The organism is Streptomyces sp. NPDC041068 (assembly GCF_040647455.1).
Taxonomy (GTDB): Bacteria; Actinomycetota; Actinomycetes; order Streptomycetales; family Streptomycetaceae; genus Streptomyces.
Genome location: NZ_JBEZCG010000018.1, coordinates 117417 through 137380 on the forward strand (window position 1 = coordinate 117417; position 19964 = coordinate 137380).

Below are 19964 nucleotides of genomic sequence, written 5' to 3' on the forward strand. Positions count from 1 at the left end.
CGAACCGGCGCCTCACCGCCGCGCCCGCCCCGGCCCTCTCCCGAACAGCACCAATGCCCGCGTCAGCAGCCCGAACGCCACTGTGCAGAGCGCCGTCCTCGTCACGTTCCACGCCACCCACGCGTCCTCGAACCGCCCCCGCACCGCCGCCGGATCGGCGATCCGTGCCGGGTCGCCGGACTTCATGAGCTCGTCGTTCAGCGGGACGTTCGCGCCCGAGGTCAGGACGAACGCGGCGGCGTACACGAGGAGCGCCGCGAGCACCCACCACCGCAGCGGGGTGCGGCGCAGCTGCCACGCGGAGGCCGCGGTGAAGAGCAGCGCCCCGAAGAAGCTCGCGAAGAAGACCGGGTTCTGGATCACGTCGTTGATGTGCTGTACGACCTCGATGTAGACGCGGTCGTCACTGCGGGCGAGTCCCGGCATGACGGCGCACGCGAAGACGTAGAAGGCCCCGGAGATCAGGCCCATGGCCAGCGTGGCCACCCCCAGGACGGCCCCGGCCGCCGTACACCGTCCCTGACTGCCCGTCATCCGTGGCTGCGTCGACTCCTGTGTCATGGGTATGAGTCAACTGCCGTGGCGGCCCCGCGGCCATGGCTCCGCGTCGCACCCCCATACGCGACCGTCTCTCCCGGTGGGAGGGGTTCCGGACCCGGCGGCGGAAGGGCACTGTAGGGGTACGCAACGGCACTCACTCACCGGTGACCCCCAAGGCGGTGACAGGCGCATGGCGTTGGGCGCGGCCCCGGCTCCGTACGAGCTGCGATTCGACTCCGGGCGGATCTGCCTGGACCTCGTGGCGACGAACCATCCCGTGGAACGGCTCGACTCCGTGGAGCAGCTGCGCGCCTGGCTCGCCGGCGCCGGCCTGGTCCCGGCGGGCGCGCGGCTGCCGGGCGCGGGCCCGCCCTGGCTCACCGGGTTCCGTGAACTGCGCGGCCACATCGCCCAGTTGGTGCGCGGCGAGATCGAGGGCCGCCCCGCCGACACCGTCGCCGCGCTCGACCGCGTCAACGCGCTGGCCGCCGCCGCGGCGCCCCCGGCCCCGTGCGCGGTGCGCGCCGCCGACGGCACCCTGGTGCGGACCCTGCGCGGCGACCCGGGCTGCGCGGCGCTCGTCGCCGCCGTCGCCAGGGACGCCGTCGACCTGCTCACCGACTCCGTGGCGCGCGCCCTGCTCCGCCAGTGCGAGGGCGACAACTGCCCCATCGTGTACCTCGACACGTCCCGCGGGCGGCGCCGTCGCTGGTGCTCAAGCGAGGTGTGCGGCAATCGCGAACGGGTGGCGAGGCACCGCCGCAGGGCCGCGCTCGCCCGGACCTGAGCGAAGGAACGTACCTGCGAGGGCGGCGGATGAGCGTACCCGCGCGTTGAGCGGGAACGTACCCGCGCGTTGAACACCGCTCGCCCCACCTACGTACCTCCGACATGAGACCCGCCCGAAGCGCGGACAACGGAGGTGCGCGTGCGCAAGGATTCCGCCGTGGCCGATGAACGCCCGCAGTCGCCACGACATCGCCTCGGCCAACCACCGGGTCCGGACGAGGAGTTGATGCGCGCGCTCTACCGCGAGCACGCGGGTCCGCTTCTTGCCTATGTGCTCCGCCTGGTGGCGGGAGACCGCCAGCGCGCCGAAGATGTCGTACAGGAAACGCTCATCCGTGCCTGGAAGAACGCCGGTCAGCTCAACCGGGCGACCGGTTCGGTACGCCCCTGGCTGGTGACGGTCGCCCGGCGCATCGTCATCGACGGCCACCGCAGCCGGCAGGCCCGGCCGCAGGAGGTCGATCCGTCGCCGCTGGAGGTCATCCCCGCGGAGGACGAGATAGACAAGGCACTGTGGCTGATGACGCTCTCGGACGCGCTGGAGGACCTGACTCCCGCGCACCGGGAGGTACTTGTGGAGACCTACTTCAAAGGGCGTACGGTCAATGAGGCGGCAGAGGCCCTCGGTATCCCCAGCGGTACGGTTCGCTCGCGGGTCTTCTACGCGCTTCGCTCGATGAAGCTGGCGCTCGAGGAGCGGGGGGTGACGGCATGACCGATTCCTACGGCCGCCATGGCGCGCGGCAGGACGACGACACCGTCCACGAGACCGTCGGGGCCTACGCCCTCGGCATCCTGGACGACGCGGAGGCCACCCGGTTCGAGGAACACCTCGCGGTGTGCGAGATCTGCCAGCACCAGCTGGACGAGTTCTCCGGCATGGAACCGATGCTGGCCGCGCTCGCCGACATGCCGGGGCCGGACGGCGTCCCCGAGATCGGTGAACAGCTCGCGGTCCGGCCGAGCCCCCGGCTCGCCGAGCGCCTCGTGGACGAGGTGTCGGCCAAGCGGGACCGGAAGCGCAGGCGCGGCCTGTACCTGGTCGCGGCGGCGGCCGCCCTGATCATCGGCGGCCCGCTCACGGTCCTCGCGGTGACCGACGACGGCGGCTCCCAGGAGGTGGCGGCCGACCCGCATCCCTCCAGCCCCGCCGAGGACGCCTTCTTCCATCACATGGAGGAGAAGTCGAAGGCCACGGACCCGGCGACCAAGGTCAGCGCCACCGTCGGCACGGAGAGCAAGGCCTGGGGCACGCATACCGTCCTGGAGCTGAAGAACGTCAAGGGCCCGCTCAAGTGCTCCCTGATCGCCGTCGGCAAGGACGGCAGCAAGGAGACGGTCAGCACGTGGTCGGTGCCCAAGTGGGGGTACGGCATCAAGGACAGCCCGAACAAATGGGCGCGCAGTCCGCTGTACGTCCACGGGGGAGCCGCGATGGACCGCAACGACATCGATCACTTCGAGGTGACGACGTTCGACGGCGAGCGCCTGGTCAAGGTCGACGTATAGCGCACGACAAGTGCACAGCAGGGGCCCCTTTCGCCTAAGGTGGACGGCTGCTCGGTACGGGCAGCAGCACGGTGTGAAAGGGGCCTCGGTGGCCGACGTCAACGCAGTAATGCCGTCAGGCACACGCGACCGCGAGATCAGCGTCGAACAGGAACATCTCGACCAGGTCTACCGACGCCTCGAGGAGAAGATCCACGAGGCCGAGTTCCTGATGAACGACGCGGCCAAGCGCTCCCAGGTCGGTACGCCGGGCGCGCTCGCCGAGCGCGACGCGCAGGTCTTCCGCGCGGGCGTCCATCTCAACCGGCTCAACAACGAGTTCGAGGACTTCCTCTTCGGCCGTATCGACCTGCTCCGGGGCAAGGACGGCAAAAAGGGTCCCGACGGCGCGTACACGGCGGTCGAGCCCGCGGAGGGCGCGGTCCGCGAGGACGGGAACGGCAAGCACGCGGACATCGCGGAGACCCTGCACATCGGCCGCATCGGCGTCCTCGACGCGGACTACTCCCCGCTGGTCATCGACTGGCGCGCGCCGGCCGCGGCGCCCTTCTACCGCTCGACCCCGGTCGACCCGGGCCGGGTCGTGCGCCGCCGCGTCATCCGCTCCAAGGGCCGCAAGGTCCTCGGCGTCGAGGACGACCTGATGCGCCCGGAGCTCACCGCCTACCTCGACGGCGAGGCGCTGCCGGTGATCGGCGACGGCGCCCTGATGGCCGCGCTCGGCCAGGCCCGCAGCCACTCGATGCGGGACATCGTGGCGTCCATCCAGGCCGAGCAGGACATGGTGATCCGCGCGCCCGCCGCCTCGGTGACGTACGTGGAGGGCGGCCCCGGCACCGGCAAGACGGCGGTGGCGCTGCACCGCGCGGCCTACCTCCTCTACCAGGACCGCCGCCGGTACGCGGGCGGCATCCTCATCGTCTCCCCGACCCCGCTCCTGGTCGCCTACACCGAGGGCGTCCTGCCCTCCCTCGGCGAGGAGGGCCAGGTCGCGATCCGCGCGGTCGGCTCCCTGGTGGACGGCGTCGAGGCGACGGAGTACGACAGCCCGGCGGTGGCCAGGGTCAAGGGCTCGTCCCGCATGCTGAAGGTGCTGCGCAAGGCGGCGCGCGGAGCGTTGGAAGGGGTGGCCGCTTCGCTTCCCTCTCCGCTTCCCGCCCCACAGGACGGACAGCTGTCCTTCGGCGAGGAGTCCGAGGAGTCCGAGGGGCCGGAGGAGTCCGCGGTGCCCGCACGGCCCCAGGGCACCCCCACCCGCCTCCGCGTCGTGGCCTTCGGCCGCCGCCTGGAGCTGGACGCCGACCAGCTGAACCGCATCCGCCGCAACGCCCTCGGCGGCACGGCCCCCGTCAACCTCCTGCGCCCGCGGGCCCGCAAGCTCCTCCTGGACGCCCTGTGGTCCCAGTCGGGCGCGGCGGGCCGCCACACGGACCCCGAGCTCGCCGCCGAGCTCCGCTCCTCCTTCGACGACGACATCACGTCCGAGGACGACTTCATCCACTTCCTCGACGCCTGGTGGCCGGAGCTGACGCCCCGCGCCGTCCTCACGGCGATGGGCGACGAGAAGCGTCTGGGCCGCTGGGCCCGCCGCGTCCTGAACCCCGGCGAGGTCCGCAAGGTCGCCCGCTCGCTGCGGCGCGACGCCCTGTCCGTGCACGACGTGGCGCTCCTCGACGAGCTCCAGGCGATCCTCGGCACCCCGCACCGCCCCAAGAAGAAGCGTGAACTCGACCCCCTCGACCTGCTCACCGGCCTCGAGGAGCTGATGCCGCAGCGCGAGGAGTCCCAGCGCGAGCGCGCCGAACGCCTCGCGGCGGAGCGCACCGAGTACGCCCACGTCATCGTGGACGAGGCCCAGGACCTCACCCCCATGCAGTGGCGCATGGTCGGCCGCCGCGGCCGGCACGCCACCTGGACCGTCGTCGGCGACCCGGCCCAGTCCTCCTGGTCCGACCCGGACGAGGCGGCCGAGGCCCGCGACGAGGCCCTCGGTACCCGCCCGCGCCGCCGCTTCACGCTCACCGTCAACTACCGCAACCCCGCCGAGATCGCGGATCTCGCCGCCAGGGTCCTCGCCCTGGCGATGCCGGGCGCCGAGTCCCCGTCGGCGGTCCGCTCCACCGGCGTGGAGCCCCGCTTCTCCGTCGTACGGGACAAGGACCTCGCCGCGTCGGTGCGCGAGGAGGCGGCGCGGCTCCTGGAGCGGGTCGACGGCACCGTGGGCGTCGTCGTGGCGATGAACCGCCGTGAGCAGGCGGCCCGCTGGCTCGCGGGGCTCGGGGAGCGCGTGGTGGCGCTCGGCAGCCTGGAGGCCAAGGGCCTGGAGTACGACGCGACGGTCGTCGTCTCGCCCGCGGAGATCGCGGACGAGTCCCCGGCGGGCCTGCGTGTCCTGTACGTGGCGCTGACGCGCGCGACCCAGCAGCTCACGGTCCTCTCGGGCGAGCGCGACGAGCCGGACGCGGACGGGGTGCCGGACCTGCTCCGAGACTGAACACTTTTGCTCGGTGAGACGGGAATTGCCTTACGGGGATCGTTTGTTACCTTGGATGTGGCACCGGCTCGATCCAAGCCCCCGGGCCCAACCTTCGTCGCTACGAGCGACCACTTGCCGCGAGGCGAGCATGGCGGGTCGGTGTCATGAACGTATGAAAGAGGCCCACGTCACCACGTGACGTGGGCCTCTTTCTGTTGTCCCGGTTCCTTCCGGAGGCCCCTTCCAAGACGAGCGAACTTCTCGTATGGTGGAAACAAGTTTCCGAAACTGCAGCGCACTGGCCGATGAACAAAACGTTCTCAATCCGGGGCGGCTACCACGTACTCGGCGGTAGGTGCGACCATCGGACGGCAAGAGCTACAAGGTGAAAGCAGAGGAAGTCGGCCATGGCAACGGCGCCCAGCGTCTCCTACTCGAACACGGTCCGGTTGGAGGTGCCCGCGAGCGGCACCGCGGTCTCCCAGATCACCACGGCCGTCGAGTCCCACGGAGGCTCGGTGACCGGCCTCGACGTCACGGCGTCCGGCCACGAGAAGCTCAGGATCGACGTCACGATCGCGGCGACCTCCACGACGCACGCCGACGAGATCGTCGAGCAGCTGCGCGGCATCGAGGGCGTCACCCTCGGCAAGGTCTCCGACCGTACGTTCCTGATGCACCTCGGCGGCAAGATCGAGATGGCGTCGAAGCACCCCATCCGCAACCGTGACGACCTCTCCATGATCTACACCCCGGGTGTCGCCCGGGTCTGCATGGCGATCGCCGAGAACCCCGAGGACGCGCGCCGCCTCACCATCAAGCGCAATTCCGTTGCGGTCGTAACGGACGGCTCGGCCGTGCTCGGCCTCGGCAACATCGGCCCGAAGGCCGCGCTGCCGGTCATGGAGGGCAAGGCCGCCCTCTTCAAGCGCTTCGCGGGCATCGACGCCTGGCCGATCTGCCTGGACACCCAGGACACCGACGCGATCGTCGAGATCGTCAAGGCCATCGCCCCCGGCTTCGCGGGCATCAACCTCGAGGACATCTCCGCGCCCCGCTGCTTCGAGATCGAGGCCCGCCTGCGCGAGGCCCTCGACATCCCCGTCTTCCACGACGACCAGCACGGCACCGCGATCGTCGTCCTGGCCGCCCTCACCAACGCCCTGCGCGTGGTGGGCAAGGGCATCGGGGACGTGCGCGTGGTCATGTCCGGCGCCGGCGCGGCCGGTACGGCCATCCTGAAGCTGCTGCTCGCCGCGGGCGTCAAGAACGCCGTCGTGGCCGACATCCACGGCGTCGTGCACGCCGACCGCGAGGACCTGGTCTCCGCCGACACGGACTCGCCGCTGCGCTGGATCGCCGACAACACCAACCCCGAGGGTCTCACCGGCACCCTCAAGGAGGCCGTCGTCGGCGCCGACGTCTTCATCGGCGTGTCGGCCCCGAACGTGCTGAACGGCGACGACGTCGCGGCCATGGCCGACGGCGCCATCGTGTTCGCGCTCGCGAACCCGGACCCCGAGGTCGACCCCGCAATCGCCCGCCAGACGGCGGCAGTTGTGGCCACCGGACGCTCGGACTTCCCGAACCAGATCAACAACGTCCTGGTCTTCCCCGGTGTCTTCCGAGGCCTGCTCGACGCCCAGTCGCGCACGGTCAACACGGAGATGATGCTGGCCGCGGCGGGCGCCCTCGCGGACGTCGTCGCGGAGGACGAGCTGAACCCGAACTACATCATCCCCAGCGTCTTCAACGACAAGGTCGCGGGCGCCGTGGCCGGTGCGGTGCGCACCGCCGCGAAGGCCGCGGGGGCCTCTGTGACGGGTCCCACGGCCTAGCGCCACGGCGCGTCGCCGGACGCGGGCCCGACGGGCCCCTCTAGGGTGGCTTGGCAGCAAGCCCCTCCGGCCCCTTCTTTTGAGGGGCGGCGGAAGCTTTTCGTGTGACCCCCAAGGGCGCCGGATTCGCTTTCCCGCCGCAGGTGGGGGCAGGATGCGTAATCGGGCGCGAGGGTCTGACGTCAGACCCGGGTCCGGGGACTGTCCAAGGGCCCTGGCAGCATCGTCTTCGCTGTGCCCATCATGCGGCTCTGCCGCGTGGCACGCCTCAACGGCAAAAGAACACGGGAGTACAAACATGAACCGCAGTGAGCTGGTGGCCGCGCTGGCCGACCGCGCCGAGGTGACCCGCAAGGACGCCGACGCCGTGCTGGCCGCGTTCGCCGAGACCGTCGGCGAGATCGTTGCCAAGGGCGACGAGAAGGTCACCATCCCCGGCTTCCTGACCTTCGAGCGCACCCACCGTGCCGCTCGCACCGCCCGTAACCCGCAGACCGGCGAGCCGATCAACATCCCGGCCGGTTTCAGCGTCAAGGTTTCGGCTGGTTCCAAGCTGAAGGAAGCGGCCAAGGGGAAGTAACCCGCTCGGGGCCGTGAGGCTCCGTTGGTACGCAGAAGGGGCGGCCACCCGGACCGGGTGGCCGCCCCTTCGTCATGTCCGCGTGCGGGCTAGCCGAGCGCCGCCTTGCCGGGGAGCTCGACCTTCGCGCCGAGCTCGACCAGCTTCTCCATGAAGTTCTCGTAACCGCGGTTGATCAGGTCGATGCCGTGGACGCGGGACGTGCCCTGCGCCGCGAGGGCCGCGATGAGGTACGAGAAGCCACCGCGCAGGTCGGGGATGACCAGATCGGCGCCCTGCAGCTTCGTGGGGCCGCTGACGACTGCCGAGTGCAGGAAGTTGCGCTGGCCGAAGCGGCAGTCGGAGCCGCCCAGGCACTCGCGGTAGAGCTGGATGTGCGCGCCCATCTGGTTGAGCGCGGAGGTGAAGCCGAGGCGGGACTCGTAGACCGTCTCGTGGACGATGGAGAGGCCCGCGGCCTGCGTCAGGGCCACCACCAGCGGCTGCTGCCAGTCGGTCTGGAAGCCGGGGTGCACGTCCGTCTCCAGGGCGATGGCGTTGAGCGAGCCGCCCGGGTGCCAGAAGCGGATGCCCTCGTCGTCGATCTCGAAGGCACCGCCCACCTTCCGGTAGGTGTTCAGGAACGTCATCATCGAGCGCTGCTGGGCGCCGCGGACGTAGATGTTGCCTTCGGTCGCCAGGGCCGCGGAAGCCCAGGAGGCGGCCTCCAGGCGGTCCGAGAGGGCGTGGTGGTTGTAGCCGCCGAGGCTGTCGACACCGGTGATCCGTATGGTCCGGTCGGTGTCCATGGCGATGATCGCGCCCATTTTCTGCAGGACGCAGATCAGGTCCTCGATCTCCGGCTCGACCGCGGCGTTCGAGAGCTCGGTCACACCCTCGGCGAGCACGGCGGTGAGCAGGACCTGCTCGGTGGCGCCCACGGACGGGTACGGCAGGCGGATCTTGGTGCCGCGCAGGCGCTGCGGGGCCTCCAGGTACTGGCCGCCCTCGCGCTTCTCGATGGTCGCGCCGAACTGGCGGAGCACCTCGAAGTGGAAGTCGATGGGGCGGCCGCCGATGTCGCAGCCGCCGAGGCCGGGGATGAAGGCGTGCCCGAGGCGGTGCAGGAGCGGGCCGCAGAACAGGATCGGGATGCGCGAGGAACCGGCGTGGGCGTCGATGTCGGCGACGTTCGCACTCTCGACGTGCGACGGGTCCATGATGAGCTCGCCCGGCTCCTCACCGGGGCGGACCGTCACGCCGTGCAGCTGCAGCAGGCCGCGTACGACTCGGACGTCCCGGATGTCGGGGACATTGCGCAGCCGGCTCGGAGCGCTGCCGAGCAGCGCGGCGACCATGGCCTTGGGCACGAGGTTCTTCGCGCCGCGGACACGGATCTCGCCCTCCAGCGGGGTGCCGCCGTGGACAAGCAGTACATCGTCAATGCCGGTGACGGTCATGAATCTCGCGTTCCGATTGGATGGACGGGGGGCCAAAGGGCAAGCGTAATGGCCGCGTACCCCCCTTCCGTAAGGCTGAGGGCGTGCAGAACACGTCATGAGTTCGCCACAACACGAACCGTGCGGAACCGGACACTCCGGGTCACTGTCGTGCGTGTGCGCTCCAGGTGCGCTTATGCGCCCTGAACTGCGTTGGCTCACGTACGGCCATTACCTCCCCGCTCAGGGCGAAGATGCGGGATCATGTGGTTCATGACCGAGGTGTCCTCGCTCACAGGGCGGCTTCTCGTGGCGACACCGGCCCTGGCGGACCCGAACTTCGACCGTGCGGTGGTGCTGCTCCTCGACCACGACGAGGAGGGCTCGCTCGGCGTGGTCCTGAACCGTCCGACCCCGGTGGACGTCGCCGACATCCTGGAGGGCTGGGGAGAGCTGGCGGGTGCGCCCGGCGTCGTCTTCCAGGGCGGCCCCGTCTCGCTGGACTCGGCGCTGGGGGTCGCGGTGATCCCCGGCGAGGAGACGGCCGTGCCCGCCACGCGGCGGCGCTCCGGCGACCCTTCCCCGGGCTCTCGGCTCCGCTCGGGCAGGGGGGACCCCGTTGGCTTCCGCCGTGTGCACGGCGCGATCGGCCTCGTCGACCTGGAGGCCCCGCCCGAGCTCCTCGCCTCGGCGCTCGGCTCGCTGCGGATCTTCGCGGGCTACTCGGGCTGGGGCCCGGGCCAGCTGGAGGACGAACTGGTGGAAGGCGCCTGGTACGTGGTCGAGTCCGAGCCCGGGGACGTCTCCTCCCCGGATCCGGAGCGGCTGTGGCGGGCGGTGCTCAGGCGCCAGCGCAGTGAGCTGGCGATGGTGGCGACCTATCCGGACGACCCGTCGATGAACTGACGGGTCGGCCTGCGACCGGGTTGGTCTACCGGCCGGGTTGGTCTACCGGTCGGCCCGGCCCGGCTGCACGGCCTGATCAGGCTGACCGCACTGGCTGAGGTAGCGCTCGGCCAGGGGGTGCGCGTCCCTGGCCGGGATCGCCAGGTGGACGGCGACGGGCGGGGCGTTCTTCAGGCGTACGTGGCGCAGGGACGGGTGGGAGTGCCTGCGGGCCACCGGCTCCGGGGCCACGCCCACTCCGTGGCCCGCGGCGACGGCTTCCAGCCACTCGTCGAAGTTGTCGGCGGTGCAGGCGAGGCGGGGGCGGCGGGCGGAGGGCCACAGCTCGGGGCGGGTGGTGCCGGTGACGGTGTTCACGACCAGGGGCACGTCCGCGAGTTCGGCCCAGTCCACCACGCGGCGCCCGGCGAGCTCGGCCGCGCCGCGGGCGACGACCGCGACGCGGGGCTCGTGCAGGAGCAGGCGTGCGCGCACCGCGCTGCCGGGCGGGACGTCGCCCCGTACGACCGCGACGTCGCAGGCCCCTGACGCCAGGCCCGCCAGCGGGCTGTCGCGCCGGACCAGGCGGACCCCGGCGCCGGTCGCCGCCTTGAAGGAGTTCGTGAGCGGGACGCAGACCTCGGGCAGGACCGAGGTGAAGCCGAGCCGCAGCAGGGGCGGCTCGGCGCCCGCCGCGGTGCGCAGGGTGGTGTCGATGCGGGCGAGGAGCGGGGCGAGGTCGTCGCGCAGCCGCCGCCCGGCCTCGGTGAGTTCGACGCGCCGGGTCGTCCGCTCGAGGAGCCGGGCCCCGAGGCTCTCCTCCAGGGCGCGCACGGTACGGGTCAGCGCGGGCTGCCCGACCCGGAGCCGGTCGGCGGCGTGCGTGAAGCTCAACTCGTCGGCGACGGCGAGAAATCCACGGAGGTGCCGCAGCTCGACGTCGTCCGTGTGCGGGTGATCCGCAGGGCGTACGTGATCCATGCCTCCCGAGCATAAATGTGCGGCGCAGGCATTTCCCCCCGGATCCGGAGGCTGCCTACGGTTCCGGTCTCCCGGTGGATGTGCCGGGATTCGTGCCGGGGGAAGCGGCGTGCGGAAGCAAGGGAGTTGGGTCGCGTGCGCAAAGTGTGGCTGTTGATGGTGGGGGCCTTCACGTTGGGGCTCGACGCCTATGTGATGGCCGGGCTGTTGCCGGTCGTCGCCAAGGACCTGGGGACCACCGTCTCGCTCGCGGGGCAGATGGTCACCGTCTTCACCCTCGCCTACGCGGTGAGCGCGCCGCTCGTCGCCGGGCTGCTCTCCGGCGTACGGCCGCGTGTGCTGATCGTCGCCGCCCTTGCCGTCTTCACACTCGGCAACGGACTCACCGCGCTCGCGCCGAGCCTCGCCGTCCTGCTCGTCTCGCGTGCGGTGGCGGGTGCGGGGGCCGGGGTCTACTCGGCGCTGTCCACTGCGGCCGCCGCCTCGCTGGCGGGACAGGAGCGCCGCGGGCGGGCGCTCGCGCTGGTGATGGGCGGGATGAGCTCGGGCACGGTGCTCGGCGTGCCGCTGGGCGTGCTGCTCGCCGACCACACCTCGTGGCGGGCCACGATGTGGCTGGTGACGGGGCTCGGCGCGGTCGCGCTCGTGGGCCTCGCCGTGGGGCTGCCCGAGGTTCCGGCAGGGCCCGCGGTCCCGGTGCGGGCGCGACTCGGTGCGCTCACCGACAAGAAGGTGCTGCCCGTCGTGAGCGTCTCCTTCCTGGGGGCGGTGGCGAGCCTCGGTCTCTACACCTATCTCGCGCCGGTGCTCGACTCGTCGGGCGGCGTGGGCGAGAGCGAGGTCGCGCCGTACCTGTGGGCGTGGGGGATCGGTGGTGTGCTCGGCAGTGTGCTCGCGGGGCCGCTGGTGGACCGCACGGGCCGGGTGGTCGCGCTCGTGACGGGGATCATCTCGACCCTGGTCGTCGCGATCGGCCTGCTGCCGCTGCTCGGCGCCTGGGCCTTCCCCGCGCTCGTCGTCTGGGGCGCCGCGGGCTGGGCGTTCCAGGTCCCGCAGCAGCACCGGCTGCTCGCCCTGAGCGCCGAGCGCGGCACGGTCGCCCTGGCCCTCAACAACTCCGCGCTCTACCTCGGCAGCGCGGTCGGCTCGGCCGTGGCGGGCCTCGCGCTCTCCGCAGGGCTCGAGCCCCGGCACCTGCCGTGGGCGGCGGCCGCCGTCGCGGCGCTCGGCCTCGTGCTGCACCTCTTCGGGCTCCGCGCCGCCCGGGAGCCCGCGGGGGCGCGGGCCTATGCCGGGGCACCGCGCGCGTAGGTACCCTTGGCCCTTATGAGCACTCTTGAGCCCGAGCCCGAGCGCGGGGCAGGTACGGGGACCCTCGTTGAGCCGACGCCTCAGGTGTCGCACGGTGACGGCGACCACGAGCGCTATGCGCACTACGTCCAGAAGGACAAGATCATGGCGAGCGCGCTCGACGGCACGCCCGTCGTGGCGCTCTGCGGCAAGGTGTGGGTCCCCGGCCGCGACCCGAAGAAGTACCCCGTCTGTCCCATGTGCAAGGAGATCTACGAGTCCATGGGCGCCGGCGGCGACAAGGACAAGGACGGCGGCAAGGGCGGCAAGAAGTAGCCCCTTTCGTCCCCTTGTGAGACCCCTTCGCCCGAGGGGCGTTGCGCCTGCCGCAACGCCCCTTTTGCGTAGCGCAATCGCATGGCAGCCTCTGGCTCCATGACCTTTGAGCAACTCATCCCGGCGCCCGCACGCGCCGAGACCGTGCCTGGTTCCTCCTTCGTCACCGGCCCGTCGACCACTCTGTGGGCGGGCCCCGGCACCGAGTCCACCGAACGCTGGCTGCGCGCCACGCTCGGCGCGTCGCTCGGCCTGCCGCTCCGCGCCGGCGCCGAGGGCGCGGGCGACTCCATCTCCCTGTACGTCGACGGCTCCCTGGAGCCGGAGGCGTACCGGATCACCGTGGACAGCGACCGCGTCGAGATCCGCGGCGGCGCGGGCGCCGGCGTCTTCTGGGGCGCGCAGACGCTGCGTCAGCTCTTCGGCCCCGACGCCTTCCGCCGCGCCCAACTGCGGCCCGGCGCCGAGCACTCCGTGCCCGCAGGCGTCATCGAGGACGCGCCCCGCTTCGGCTGGCGCGGCATGATGCTCGACGTCTCCCGGTACTTCATGCCGAAGGACGGGGTCCTGCGCTACCTCGACCTGCTCGCCGCGCACAAGCTCAACGTCTTCCACTTCCACATCACCGACGACCAGGGCTGGCGCGTGGAGATCAAGCGTCACCCGAGGCTCACCGAGGTCGGCTCCTGGCGGGCCCGCACCAGGTGGGGCCACCGCGCCTCACCCCTCTGGACGGAGCACCCGCACGGCGGTTACTACACCCAGGACGACATCCGCGAGATCGTCGCGTACGCGGACTCCCTGCACATCACCGTCGTCCCGGAGATCGACATCCCCGGCCACTCGCAGGCCGCCATCACCGCCTACCCGCACCTCGGCAACAGCGACGTCGTCGACACCGAGGCGATGACCGTCTGGGACTCCTGGGGCGTCAGCAAGAACATCCTCGCCCCGACCGAGGACGTACTCCGTTTCTACGAAGGGGTCTTCGAGGAGATCCTCGACCTCTTCCCGTCCACCTTCATCCACGTCGGCGGCGACGAGTGCCCCAAGGACCAGTGGAAGGCCTCGCCGACCGCCCAGGCCCGCATCAAGGAACTGGGCCTGGCCGACGAGGACGAGCTGCAGAGCTGGTTCATCCGGCACTTCGACACGTGGCTGACCGCGCGCGGGCGGCGGCTCATCGGCTGGGACGAGATCCTGGAGGGCGGCCTCGCCGAGGGCGCCACCGTCTCCTCCTGGCGCGGCTACCGGGGCGGCATCGACGCGGCCAAGGCCGGCCACGACGTCGTCATGTGCCCCGAGCAGCAGGTGTACTTGAACTTCCGTGAGGACGGCGGGCCGGACGAGCCGATGCCCATCGCCTACGTCCGCACCCTGGAGGACGTATACCGCTTCGAGCCCGTCCCCGCGGAGCTCACCGAGGAGGAGGCCGCGCACGTCATCGGCACCCAGGCCAACGTCTGGACCGAGGTGATGGAGAACCAGGACCGCGTCGATTACCAGGTGTTCCCGCGCCTCGCCGCCTTCGCCGAGGTGGCCTGGCGGGAGCTCCCGGCCTCCGCCGAGCGGGACTTCGCCGACTTCGACCGGCGAATGACCACGCATTACATGCGACTTGATGCCCTCGGCGTCGACTACCGTCCGCCGAGCGGTCCTTTGCCGCGACACCAGCGACCGGGGGTGCTCGGACGCCCGATCGAGGGGGCGCCCCCAAACGTGTGAGGCAACCGCCCGGCGCGTGCTCCCGGCGGTCCGCGCTGGGAGCGTGGGCCGCCGGGAGCGGCCGGTGCCGTGCAGAGCGCGTGAAATCGGCATATCCCCCTGGTCTCCGGACGAATGCCTCCTAGCGGACCCCCGCGTCGGGGCCCGGGGAAGATGTGCCAGAGTTGCCACGTCCGGGTTGTGAGCACGTACCGTACGGCGGAACAGGCGTAACGGTGAGACGCGCGAACGGCGAGCACCTCATGTACGCGACGTACGTGAGGTACGCGGCCGGGCATCGGGAAGGGGCAGCCGGTTTTGACCACGCACGCACCGCAGGCGGCGCAGACACCGCAGTCGGTGAAGCTGCCCGCCACGCTCGACGAGGCAGTGGCGGCACTCGCCGCCATGCCCGCCGCCGTGCCCGTCGCCGGCGGCACGGACCTGATGGCCTCGGTCAACTCGGGACAGCTGCGCCCCGCCGCCCTCGTCGGCCTCGGCCGCATCAGCGAGATCCGCGGCTGGCAGTACCAGGACGGGCACGCGCTGCTCGGCGCCGGTCTCACCCACGCCCGCATGGGCCGCCCCGACTTCGCCGCGCTGATCCCCGCCCTGGCCGCCGCCGCGCGCGCCGCGGGGCCGCCGCAGATCCGCAACGCGGGCACCCTCGGCGGCAACATCGCGTCGGCCGCGCCCACCGGTGACGCGCTGCCCGTGCTCGCCGCGCTCGAAGCCGTCCTGATCGTCGCGGGACCCGGCGGCGTCCGTCGCGAGGTCCCCGTCTCGCACCTGCTCGCGGGCATGGAGATGCTCCGCCCCGGCGAGCTCATCGGCTTCGTACGCGTACCGCTGCTGCATGCCCCCCAGGTCTTCCTCAAGGCGACCGGACGCACCGGACCCGGCCGGGCGATCGCGTCCGTCGCGCTGGTCCTCGACCCCGCGCGGCGCGGGGTGCGGTGCGCGGTCGGCGCCATAGCCCCGATGCCGCTGCGGCCCCTTGAGGCCGAGGAGTGGGTGGCGTCGCTGATCGACTGGGACGGCGAGCGCGGCAGCCTCGTGCCCGAGGCGGTGACCGCCTTCGGCGAGTACGTCGCCGCCGCGTGCGTCCCCGAGCTGCCTCCGGCGGCCGACGGCACCGAACAGCCGCTGCCGCCCGCCGTACTGCACCTGCGGCGCACCGTCGCCGCACTGGCCCGACGAGCACTGGGGAGGGCGCTGTCGTGAGCGACGACCGGCACGACGAGGACCTGGCGGGCGGCGGCTGGCAGCCGCATCCGCAGGGTGAGTACGACTCGGACGCCACCGCGTTCGTACAGCTCCCCGAGGGCATGCTGGACGCGCCGCTCGCCGCGCCGGGGCACGGCTATGTGCCGCCGCAGATAACGGTCACCCCCACCACCGCCGACGCCACCGACCCGGCGGCCACGGGCGCGTGGGTCATGCCGCCCGAGGTGACCGGCGCGGCCGGCGGCGGACGGGCCGTGCAGTGGCCCGACGCCGGCACGGTCCAGGAGCAGCGGCCGGAGGCTCCGGCGCAGGCCACTGCCGAGAACCAGGGGTACGACCCCCGGGCGACCGGCCAGTGGAGCTTCGCCGAGGCGGAGGCCGCCGAACGGGCCTACGAGCAGGGCTACGACCAGGGGTACGGCCAGGCCGCCGAGCAGGCGGACGGGCACTCCGGCGGGCACTCCGTCGGCCACTCAGGCGGGCACTCAGGCGGGCACTCCGTGGGTCAGGCCTACGACTACGGGCACGGGGCCGCGGCTTCCTCGTCCGACGTCACGGGGCAGTGGTCCATCCCGGTCGCCGACGGTGATCTTCCGGACGAATCGGGCGAGTTCACGACGTCCTCGCTCGCCGCCCAGTGGGGCGGCGGCACGCCTCCCGCGACCCTGCCGGGCGGGGCGCCCGCGCCGTGGGCGACGGGGGTCGGTGCAGGCGCGCCCTGGGGGGCGCGGCCGCAGGACCAGGACGTCGAGCAGCCGCAGGAGGCCCCCGCCTCGGAGCCGGAGGGCAGGCCGGAGAGCAGGCCGGAGAGCCGCTTCGAGCAGACGACGCTGCTGCGGGCGATCAGTGTGACGCCCGGGGAGAGGCCTGTCGCCGAGCCCGCCGCCGAGCCCTCCCGGCCGGTGGGGGAGCCTGCGGAGCACGTGGCCGAAGTGCCGGACGCGGAGGTGGAGTCCGCCGAGTCCGTCGAGCCTGTGGAGGTTCTCGACGTCGCCGGGGAGCGGACCGTCGAGGTCGTCGAGGCTGTAGCGGCTGCGGAGGTCCCCGAGGCGGCTGAGTCTCTGGAGTCACTTGAGTCTCTGGGGGCATCTGAGCCTCTGGAGTCCCTTGCTCCTGCGGTCATTTCGGGTGAACAGGCCGAATCGACTGAATCGGCTGTATCAGCTGCATCGAATGAATCTGTCGAACCGGTTGAATCCGTCGAACCGGTTGAATCTGTTGAATCGGTCGAACTGGCCGAAGGCATGGAACTCGCCGAAGCCGCAGCCGCAGCCGAAGGCGGCGAAGGCCTCGAAGGTGCCGACGCGGGCCAGGCCGGTGAGCCGGACGAGACCGCCGCGGCGGTCGCAGCCGCGGAAGCCGCCCCCGAAGCCGCCGAGTCCACCCACGCCCCGCTCCACGACGACCACCCCCTCGTCTCCTACGTCCTGCGCGTGAACGGCACCGACCGTCCCGTCACCGACGCCTGGATCGGCGAGTCCCTGCTCTACGTCCTGCGCGAGCGCCTCGGCCTCGCGGGCGCCAAGGACGGCTGTTCGCAGGGCGAGTGCGGGGCCTGCAACGTCCAGGTGGACGGCCGCCTCGTCGCCTCCTGCCTGGTGCCCGCGGCCACCACCGTGGGCAGCGAGATCCGTACCGTCGAGGGCCTCGCCGTCGACGGGCAGCCCTCCGACGTGCAGCGCGCGCTCGCCGCGTGCGGAGCGGTGCAGTGCGGGTTCTGTGTGCCGGGCATGGCCATGACCCTGCACGACCTCCTGGAGGGCAACCCCGCCCCCAGCGACCTGGAGACCCGCCGCGCCCTGTGCGGCAACCTCTGCCGCTGCTCCGGCTACCGCGGTGTGCTCGACGCCGTGCGCGAGGTCGTGGCCGAGCGCGAGGCCGTCGCCGCCGCCGAGCCCGCGGCGCAGGACGAGCACGCGGACGAGGCCCGCATCCCGCACCAGGCGGGCCCGGGTGCCGGCGGTGTCCACGGCGGCATGTACGGCGGCGGAACACCCGGCGGGTACGACGGCCCCGGACCACAGGGGCCCTACGGCCAGGACGGAGGCCAGGCGTGAGCAACGAATCCATCACCGCGGCCACGCCCGCCGCCGCGCCCTCGGCGCCCGAGCAACTGCCGCACGGCATCGGCTCGTCGCTGCCGTCGGCGCAGTGCCGCGCCAAGACGGAGGGCACCTTCCCCTACGCCTCCGACCTGTGGGCCGAGGGCCTGCTGTGGGCGGCGGTCCTGCGCTCCCCGCACGCGCACGCGCGCATCGTGTCCATCGACACCAGCCACGCGCACGAGATGCCGGGCGTCCGCGCGATCGTCACGCACCAGGACGTCCCGGGCGAGCAGCTGCACGGCCGCAGGACGCCGGACCGGCCGGTCTTCGCCTCCGACGTCGTACGCCACCACGGCGAGCCCATCGCGGCCGTCGCCGCCGACCACCCCGACACCGCGCGCATGGCGGCCGCCGCCATCATCGTCGAGTACGAGGTGCTCGAACCGGTCACCGACCCCGAGAAGGCATTCGAGGCCGAACCGCTGCACCCCGACGGCAACTTGATCCGCCACATCCCGCTGCGGCACGGCGACCCGGAGGCGGCGGGCGAGTTCGTCGTCGAGGGCCTGTACCGCATCGGCCGCCAGGACCCCGCGCCGATCGGCGCGGAGGCGGGCCTCGCCGTGCCGCGTCCGGACGGGGGAGTGGAGCTGTACACCGCCTCCACCGACCCGCACGCCGACCGCGACCGCGCCGCCGCCTGCTACGGCCTCACCCCGGACCAGGTGAAGATCGTCGTCACGGGCGTGCCCGGGGCGAGCGCCGACCGTGAGGACGCGAGCTTCCAACTCCCGCTCGGGCTCCTTGCGTTGCGGACCGGCTGCCCGGTCAAGCTCACCGCGACGCGCGAGGAGTCCTTCCTCGGCCACGCCCACCGCCACCCCACGCTCCTGCGCTACCGCCACCACGCGGACGCCGAGGGCCGCCTGGTGAAGGTGGAGGCGCAGATCCTGCTCGACGCGGGTGCGTACGCGGACACCTCGGCGGAGGCGCTCGCCGCGGCCGTCGCCTTCGCCTGCGGTCCGTACGTCGTGCCCAACGCCTTCATCGAGGGCTGGGCGGTGCGGACGAACAACCCGCCCTCCGGACACGTCCGCGGCGAGGGCGCGCTGCAGGTGTGCGCCGCGTACGAAGCCCAAATGGACAAGATCGCCAAGAAGTTGGGGATCGACCCGGCCGAGGTGCGGCTGCGCAACGCCATGGCCACGGGCGACATCCTGCCCACGGGCCAGACGGTGACGTGCCCGGCCCCGGTCGCCGAACTCCTCACTGCGGTACGGGACTTCCCCCTCCCGGACCTGCCCAAGGACACCCCCGAGGAGGAGTGGCTGCTGCCCGGCGGCCCCGAGGGCGCGGGCGAACCCGCCGCGGTGCGCCGCGGCGTCGGCTACGGCCTCGGCATGGTCCAACTCCTGGGCGCCGAGGGCGCGGACGAGGTCTCCACGGCCACCGTGAAGGTCCAGGACGGCCGGGCCACGGTGATCTGCGCGGCCGTCGAGACCGGCCAGGGCTTCACCACGCTGGCCCGGCAGATCGTCCAGGAGACGCTCGGCATCGACGACGTACGCGTGGCCCCGGTGGACACGGACCAGCCCCCGGCGGGCCCGAGCTGCCGAGGACGCCACACCTGGGTGTCGGGCGGCGCCGTGGAGCGCGCGGCGAAGATGGTGCGTACGCAGCTCCTCCAGCCGCTCGCCCACAAGTTCGGCATGTCCACCGAGCTGCTCCAGATCACCGACGGCAAGATCACCTCGTACGACGGCGTGCTCTCCACGACCGTCACCGAGGCCATGGACGGCAAGGAACTGTGGGCCACGGCCCAGTGCCGCCCGCATCCGACCGAGCCGCTCGACGAGGCCGGTCAGGGCGACGCGTTCGTGGGCATGGCGTTCTGCGCGATCCGCGCGGTGGTGGACGTGGACATCGAGATCGGCTCGGTCCGCGTCGTCGAACTGGCCGTCGCCCAGGACGTGGGCCGCATCCTCAACCCCGCCCAGCTGAAGGCCCGTATCGAGGCGGGTGTCACGCAGGGCGTGGGCGCGGCCCTCACGGAGAACCTCCGCACGCCGCGCGGCCTGGTCCGCCATCCGGACCTGACCGGCTACGCCCTGCCCACCGCCCTGGACACCCCCGACATCCGCATCGTGAAGCTGGTGGAGGAGCGGGACGTCGTGGCCCCCTTCGGCGCGAAGGCGGCCAGCGCGGTCCCGGTCGTCACGTCCCCCGCGGCCATCGCGTCGGCGGTCCGCGCGGCGACCGGCCGCCCGGTCAACCGCCTCCCGATCCGTCCGCAGGCGGCGGTGGCGCAGTAATCCGGAGGCGGGGGTGCCGGGTGCGCTGGCACGA

Annotated in this window: 16 protein-coding genes; 13 read left to right on the top strand and 3 right to left on the bottom strand. The window is 72.2% G+C overall.

All coding sequences use genetic code 11. The features are described from left to right. Nucleotides 1-12 precede the first annotated feature (12 nt). Complete coding sequence (locus AB0B50_RS34770) at nucleotides 13-561, bottom strand: DUF1772 domain-containing protein (protein ID WP_362339817.1); 549 nt, start codon at nucleotides 559-561, stop codon at nucleotides 13-15. Between the two features lie 169 nt (nucleotides 562-730). Here AB0B50_RS34770 and AB0B50_RS34775 point away from each other — a divergent pair, with 169 nt between their 5' ends. From AB0B50_RS34775 to AB0B50_RS34800, 6 genes are all read left to right on the top strand, one after another. After that, nucleotides 731-1327 (top strand): ABATE domain-containing protein, encoded by a 597-nt coding sequence (locus AB0B50_RS34775; RefSeq protein ID WP_362339818.1) that lies wholly within the window; start codon nucleotides 731-733, stop codon nucleotides 1325-1327. 135 nt (nucleotides 1328-1462) lie between these two features. After that, nucleotides 1463-2044 carry a sigma-70 family RNA polymerase sigma factor gene (locus AB0B50_RS34780; RefSeq protein ID WP_362339819.1) on the top strand — a complete coding sequence of 194 codons (582 nt, stop codon included), beginning with the start codon at nucleotides 1463-1465 and terminating at the stop codon, nucleotides 2042-2044. After that, a complete protein-coding gene (locus AB0B50_RS34785; RefSeq protein ID WP_362339820.1) occupies nucleotides 2041-2838 on the top strand; it encodes a zf-HC2 domain-containing protein in 798 nt (265 codons plus the stop codon). Before AB0B50_RS34780 ends, AB0B50_RS34785 begins: the two co-directional genes overlap by 4 nt. A 109-nt stretch (nucleotides 2839-2947) precedes the next feature. Then, a complete protein-coding gene (locus AB0B50_RS34790; protein WP_362339919.1) occupies nucleotides 2948-5332 on the top strand; it encodes a UvrD-helicase domain-containing protein in 2385 nt (794 codons plus the stop codon). Nucleotides 5333-5721: 389 nt separating this feature from the next. Continuing rightward, a complete protein-coding gene (locus tag AB0B50_RS34795; protein ID WP_362339821.1) occupies nucleotides 5722-7152 on the top strand; it encodes an NAD-dependent malic enzyme in 1431 nt (476 codons plus the stop codon). Between the two features lie 298 nt (nucleotides 7153-7450). Next, nucleotides 7451-7732: an HU family DNA-binding protein gene (locus AB0B50_RS34800; RefSeq protein ID WP_030680681.1), complete on the top strand. Its 282-nt coding sequence runs from the start codon at nucleotides 7451-7453 to the stop codon at nucleotides 7730-7732. A gap of 89 nt (nucleotides 7733-7821) precedes the next feature. Here the strand turns inward: AB0B50_RS34800 and murA are convergent, their stop codons facing one another. Further along, nucleotides 7822-9171: a UDP-N-acetylglucosamine 1-carboxyvinyltransferase gene (gene murA, locus AB0B50_RS34805; RefSeq protein WP_362339822.1), complete on the bottom strand. Its 1350-nt coding sequence runs from the start codon at nucleotides 9169-9171 to the stop codon at nucleotides 7822-7824. 243 nt (nucleotides 9172-9414) lie between these two features. On the opposite strand from murA, the gene AB0B50_RS34810 reads away from it, so the two are divergent. Then, entirely contained in the window at nucleotides 9415-10056 is a 642-nt protein-coding gene (locus AB0B50_RS34810; RefSeq protein WP_362339823.1) for a YqgE/AlgH family protein, read from the top strand. A 42-nt stretch (nucleotides 10057-10098) separates the two neighbouring features. Here the strand turns inward: AB0B50_RS34810 and AB0B50_RS34815 are convergent, their stop codons facing one another. After that, nucleotides 10099-11016: a LysR family transcriptional regulator gene (locus AB0B50_RS34815; RefSeq protein WP_362339824.1), complete on the bottom strand. Its 918-nt coding sequence runs from the start codon at nucleotides 11014-11016 to the stop codon at nucleotides 10099-10101. Nucleotides 11017-11151: 135 nt separating this feature from the next. On the opposite strand from AB0B50_RS34815, the gene AB0B50_RS34820 reads away from it, so the two are divergent. The 6 genes from AB0B50_RS34820 (at nucleotide 11152) to AB0B50_RS34845 (ending at nucleotide 19930) form a co-directional block, all read left to right on the top strand. Further along, nucleotides 11152-12327, top strand: a complete 1176-nt coding sequence (locus tag AB0B50_RS34820) for an MFS transporter (RefSeq protein WP_362339825.1) — start codon at nucleotides 11152-11154, stop codon at nucleotides 12325-12327. A 15-nt stretch (nucleotides 12328-12342) separates the two neighbouring features. Beyond that, entirely contained in the window at nucleotides 12343-12642 is a 300-nt protein-coding gene (locus AB0B50_RS34825) for a DUF3039 domain-containing protein (protein WP_079036916.1), read from the top strand. A 99-nt stretch (nucleotides 12643-12741) separates the two neighbouring features. Next, a complete protein-coding gene (locus AB0B50_RS34830) occupies nucleotides 12742-14367 on the top strand; it encodes a beta-N-acetylhexosaminidase (protein WP_362339826.1) in 1626 nt (541 codons plus the stop codon). A gap of 297 nt (nucleotides 14368-14664) precedes the next feature. Continuing rightward, complete coding sequence (locus tag AB0B50_RS34835; protein WP_362339827.1) at nucleotides 14665-15570, top strand: FAD binding domain-containing protein; 906 nt, start codon at nucleotides 14665-14667, stop codon at nucleotides 15568-15570. Next, the gene (locus AB0B50_RS34840) at nucleotides 15567-17630 is read left to right on the top strand and encodes a 2Fe-2S iron-sulfur cluster-binding protein (protein WP_362339828.1); all 2064 of its coding nucleotides are present in this window, start codon (nucleotides 15567-15569) and stop codon (nucleotides 17628-17630) included. The genes AB0B50_RS34835 and AB0B50_RS34840 overlap by 4 nt, the downstream gene beginning before the upstream one ends. Continuing rightward, complete coding sequence (locus AB0B50_RS34845; RefSeq protein WP_362339829.1) at nucleotides 17627-19930, top strand: molybdopterin cofactor-binding domain-containing protein; 2304 nt, start codon at nucleotides 17627-17629, stop codon at nucleotides 19928-19930. Before AB0B50_RS34840 ends, AB0B50_RS34845 begins: the two co-directional genes overlap by 4 nt. The last annotated feature ends 34 nt before the right edge of the window (nucleotides 19931-19964 follow it).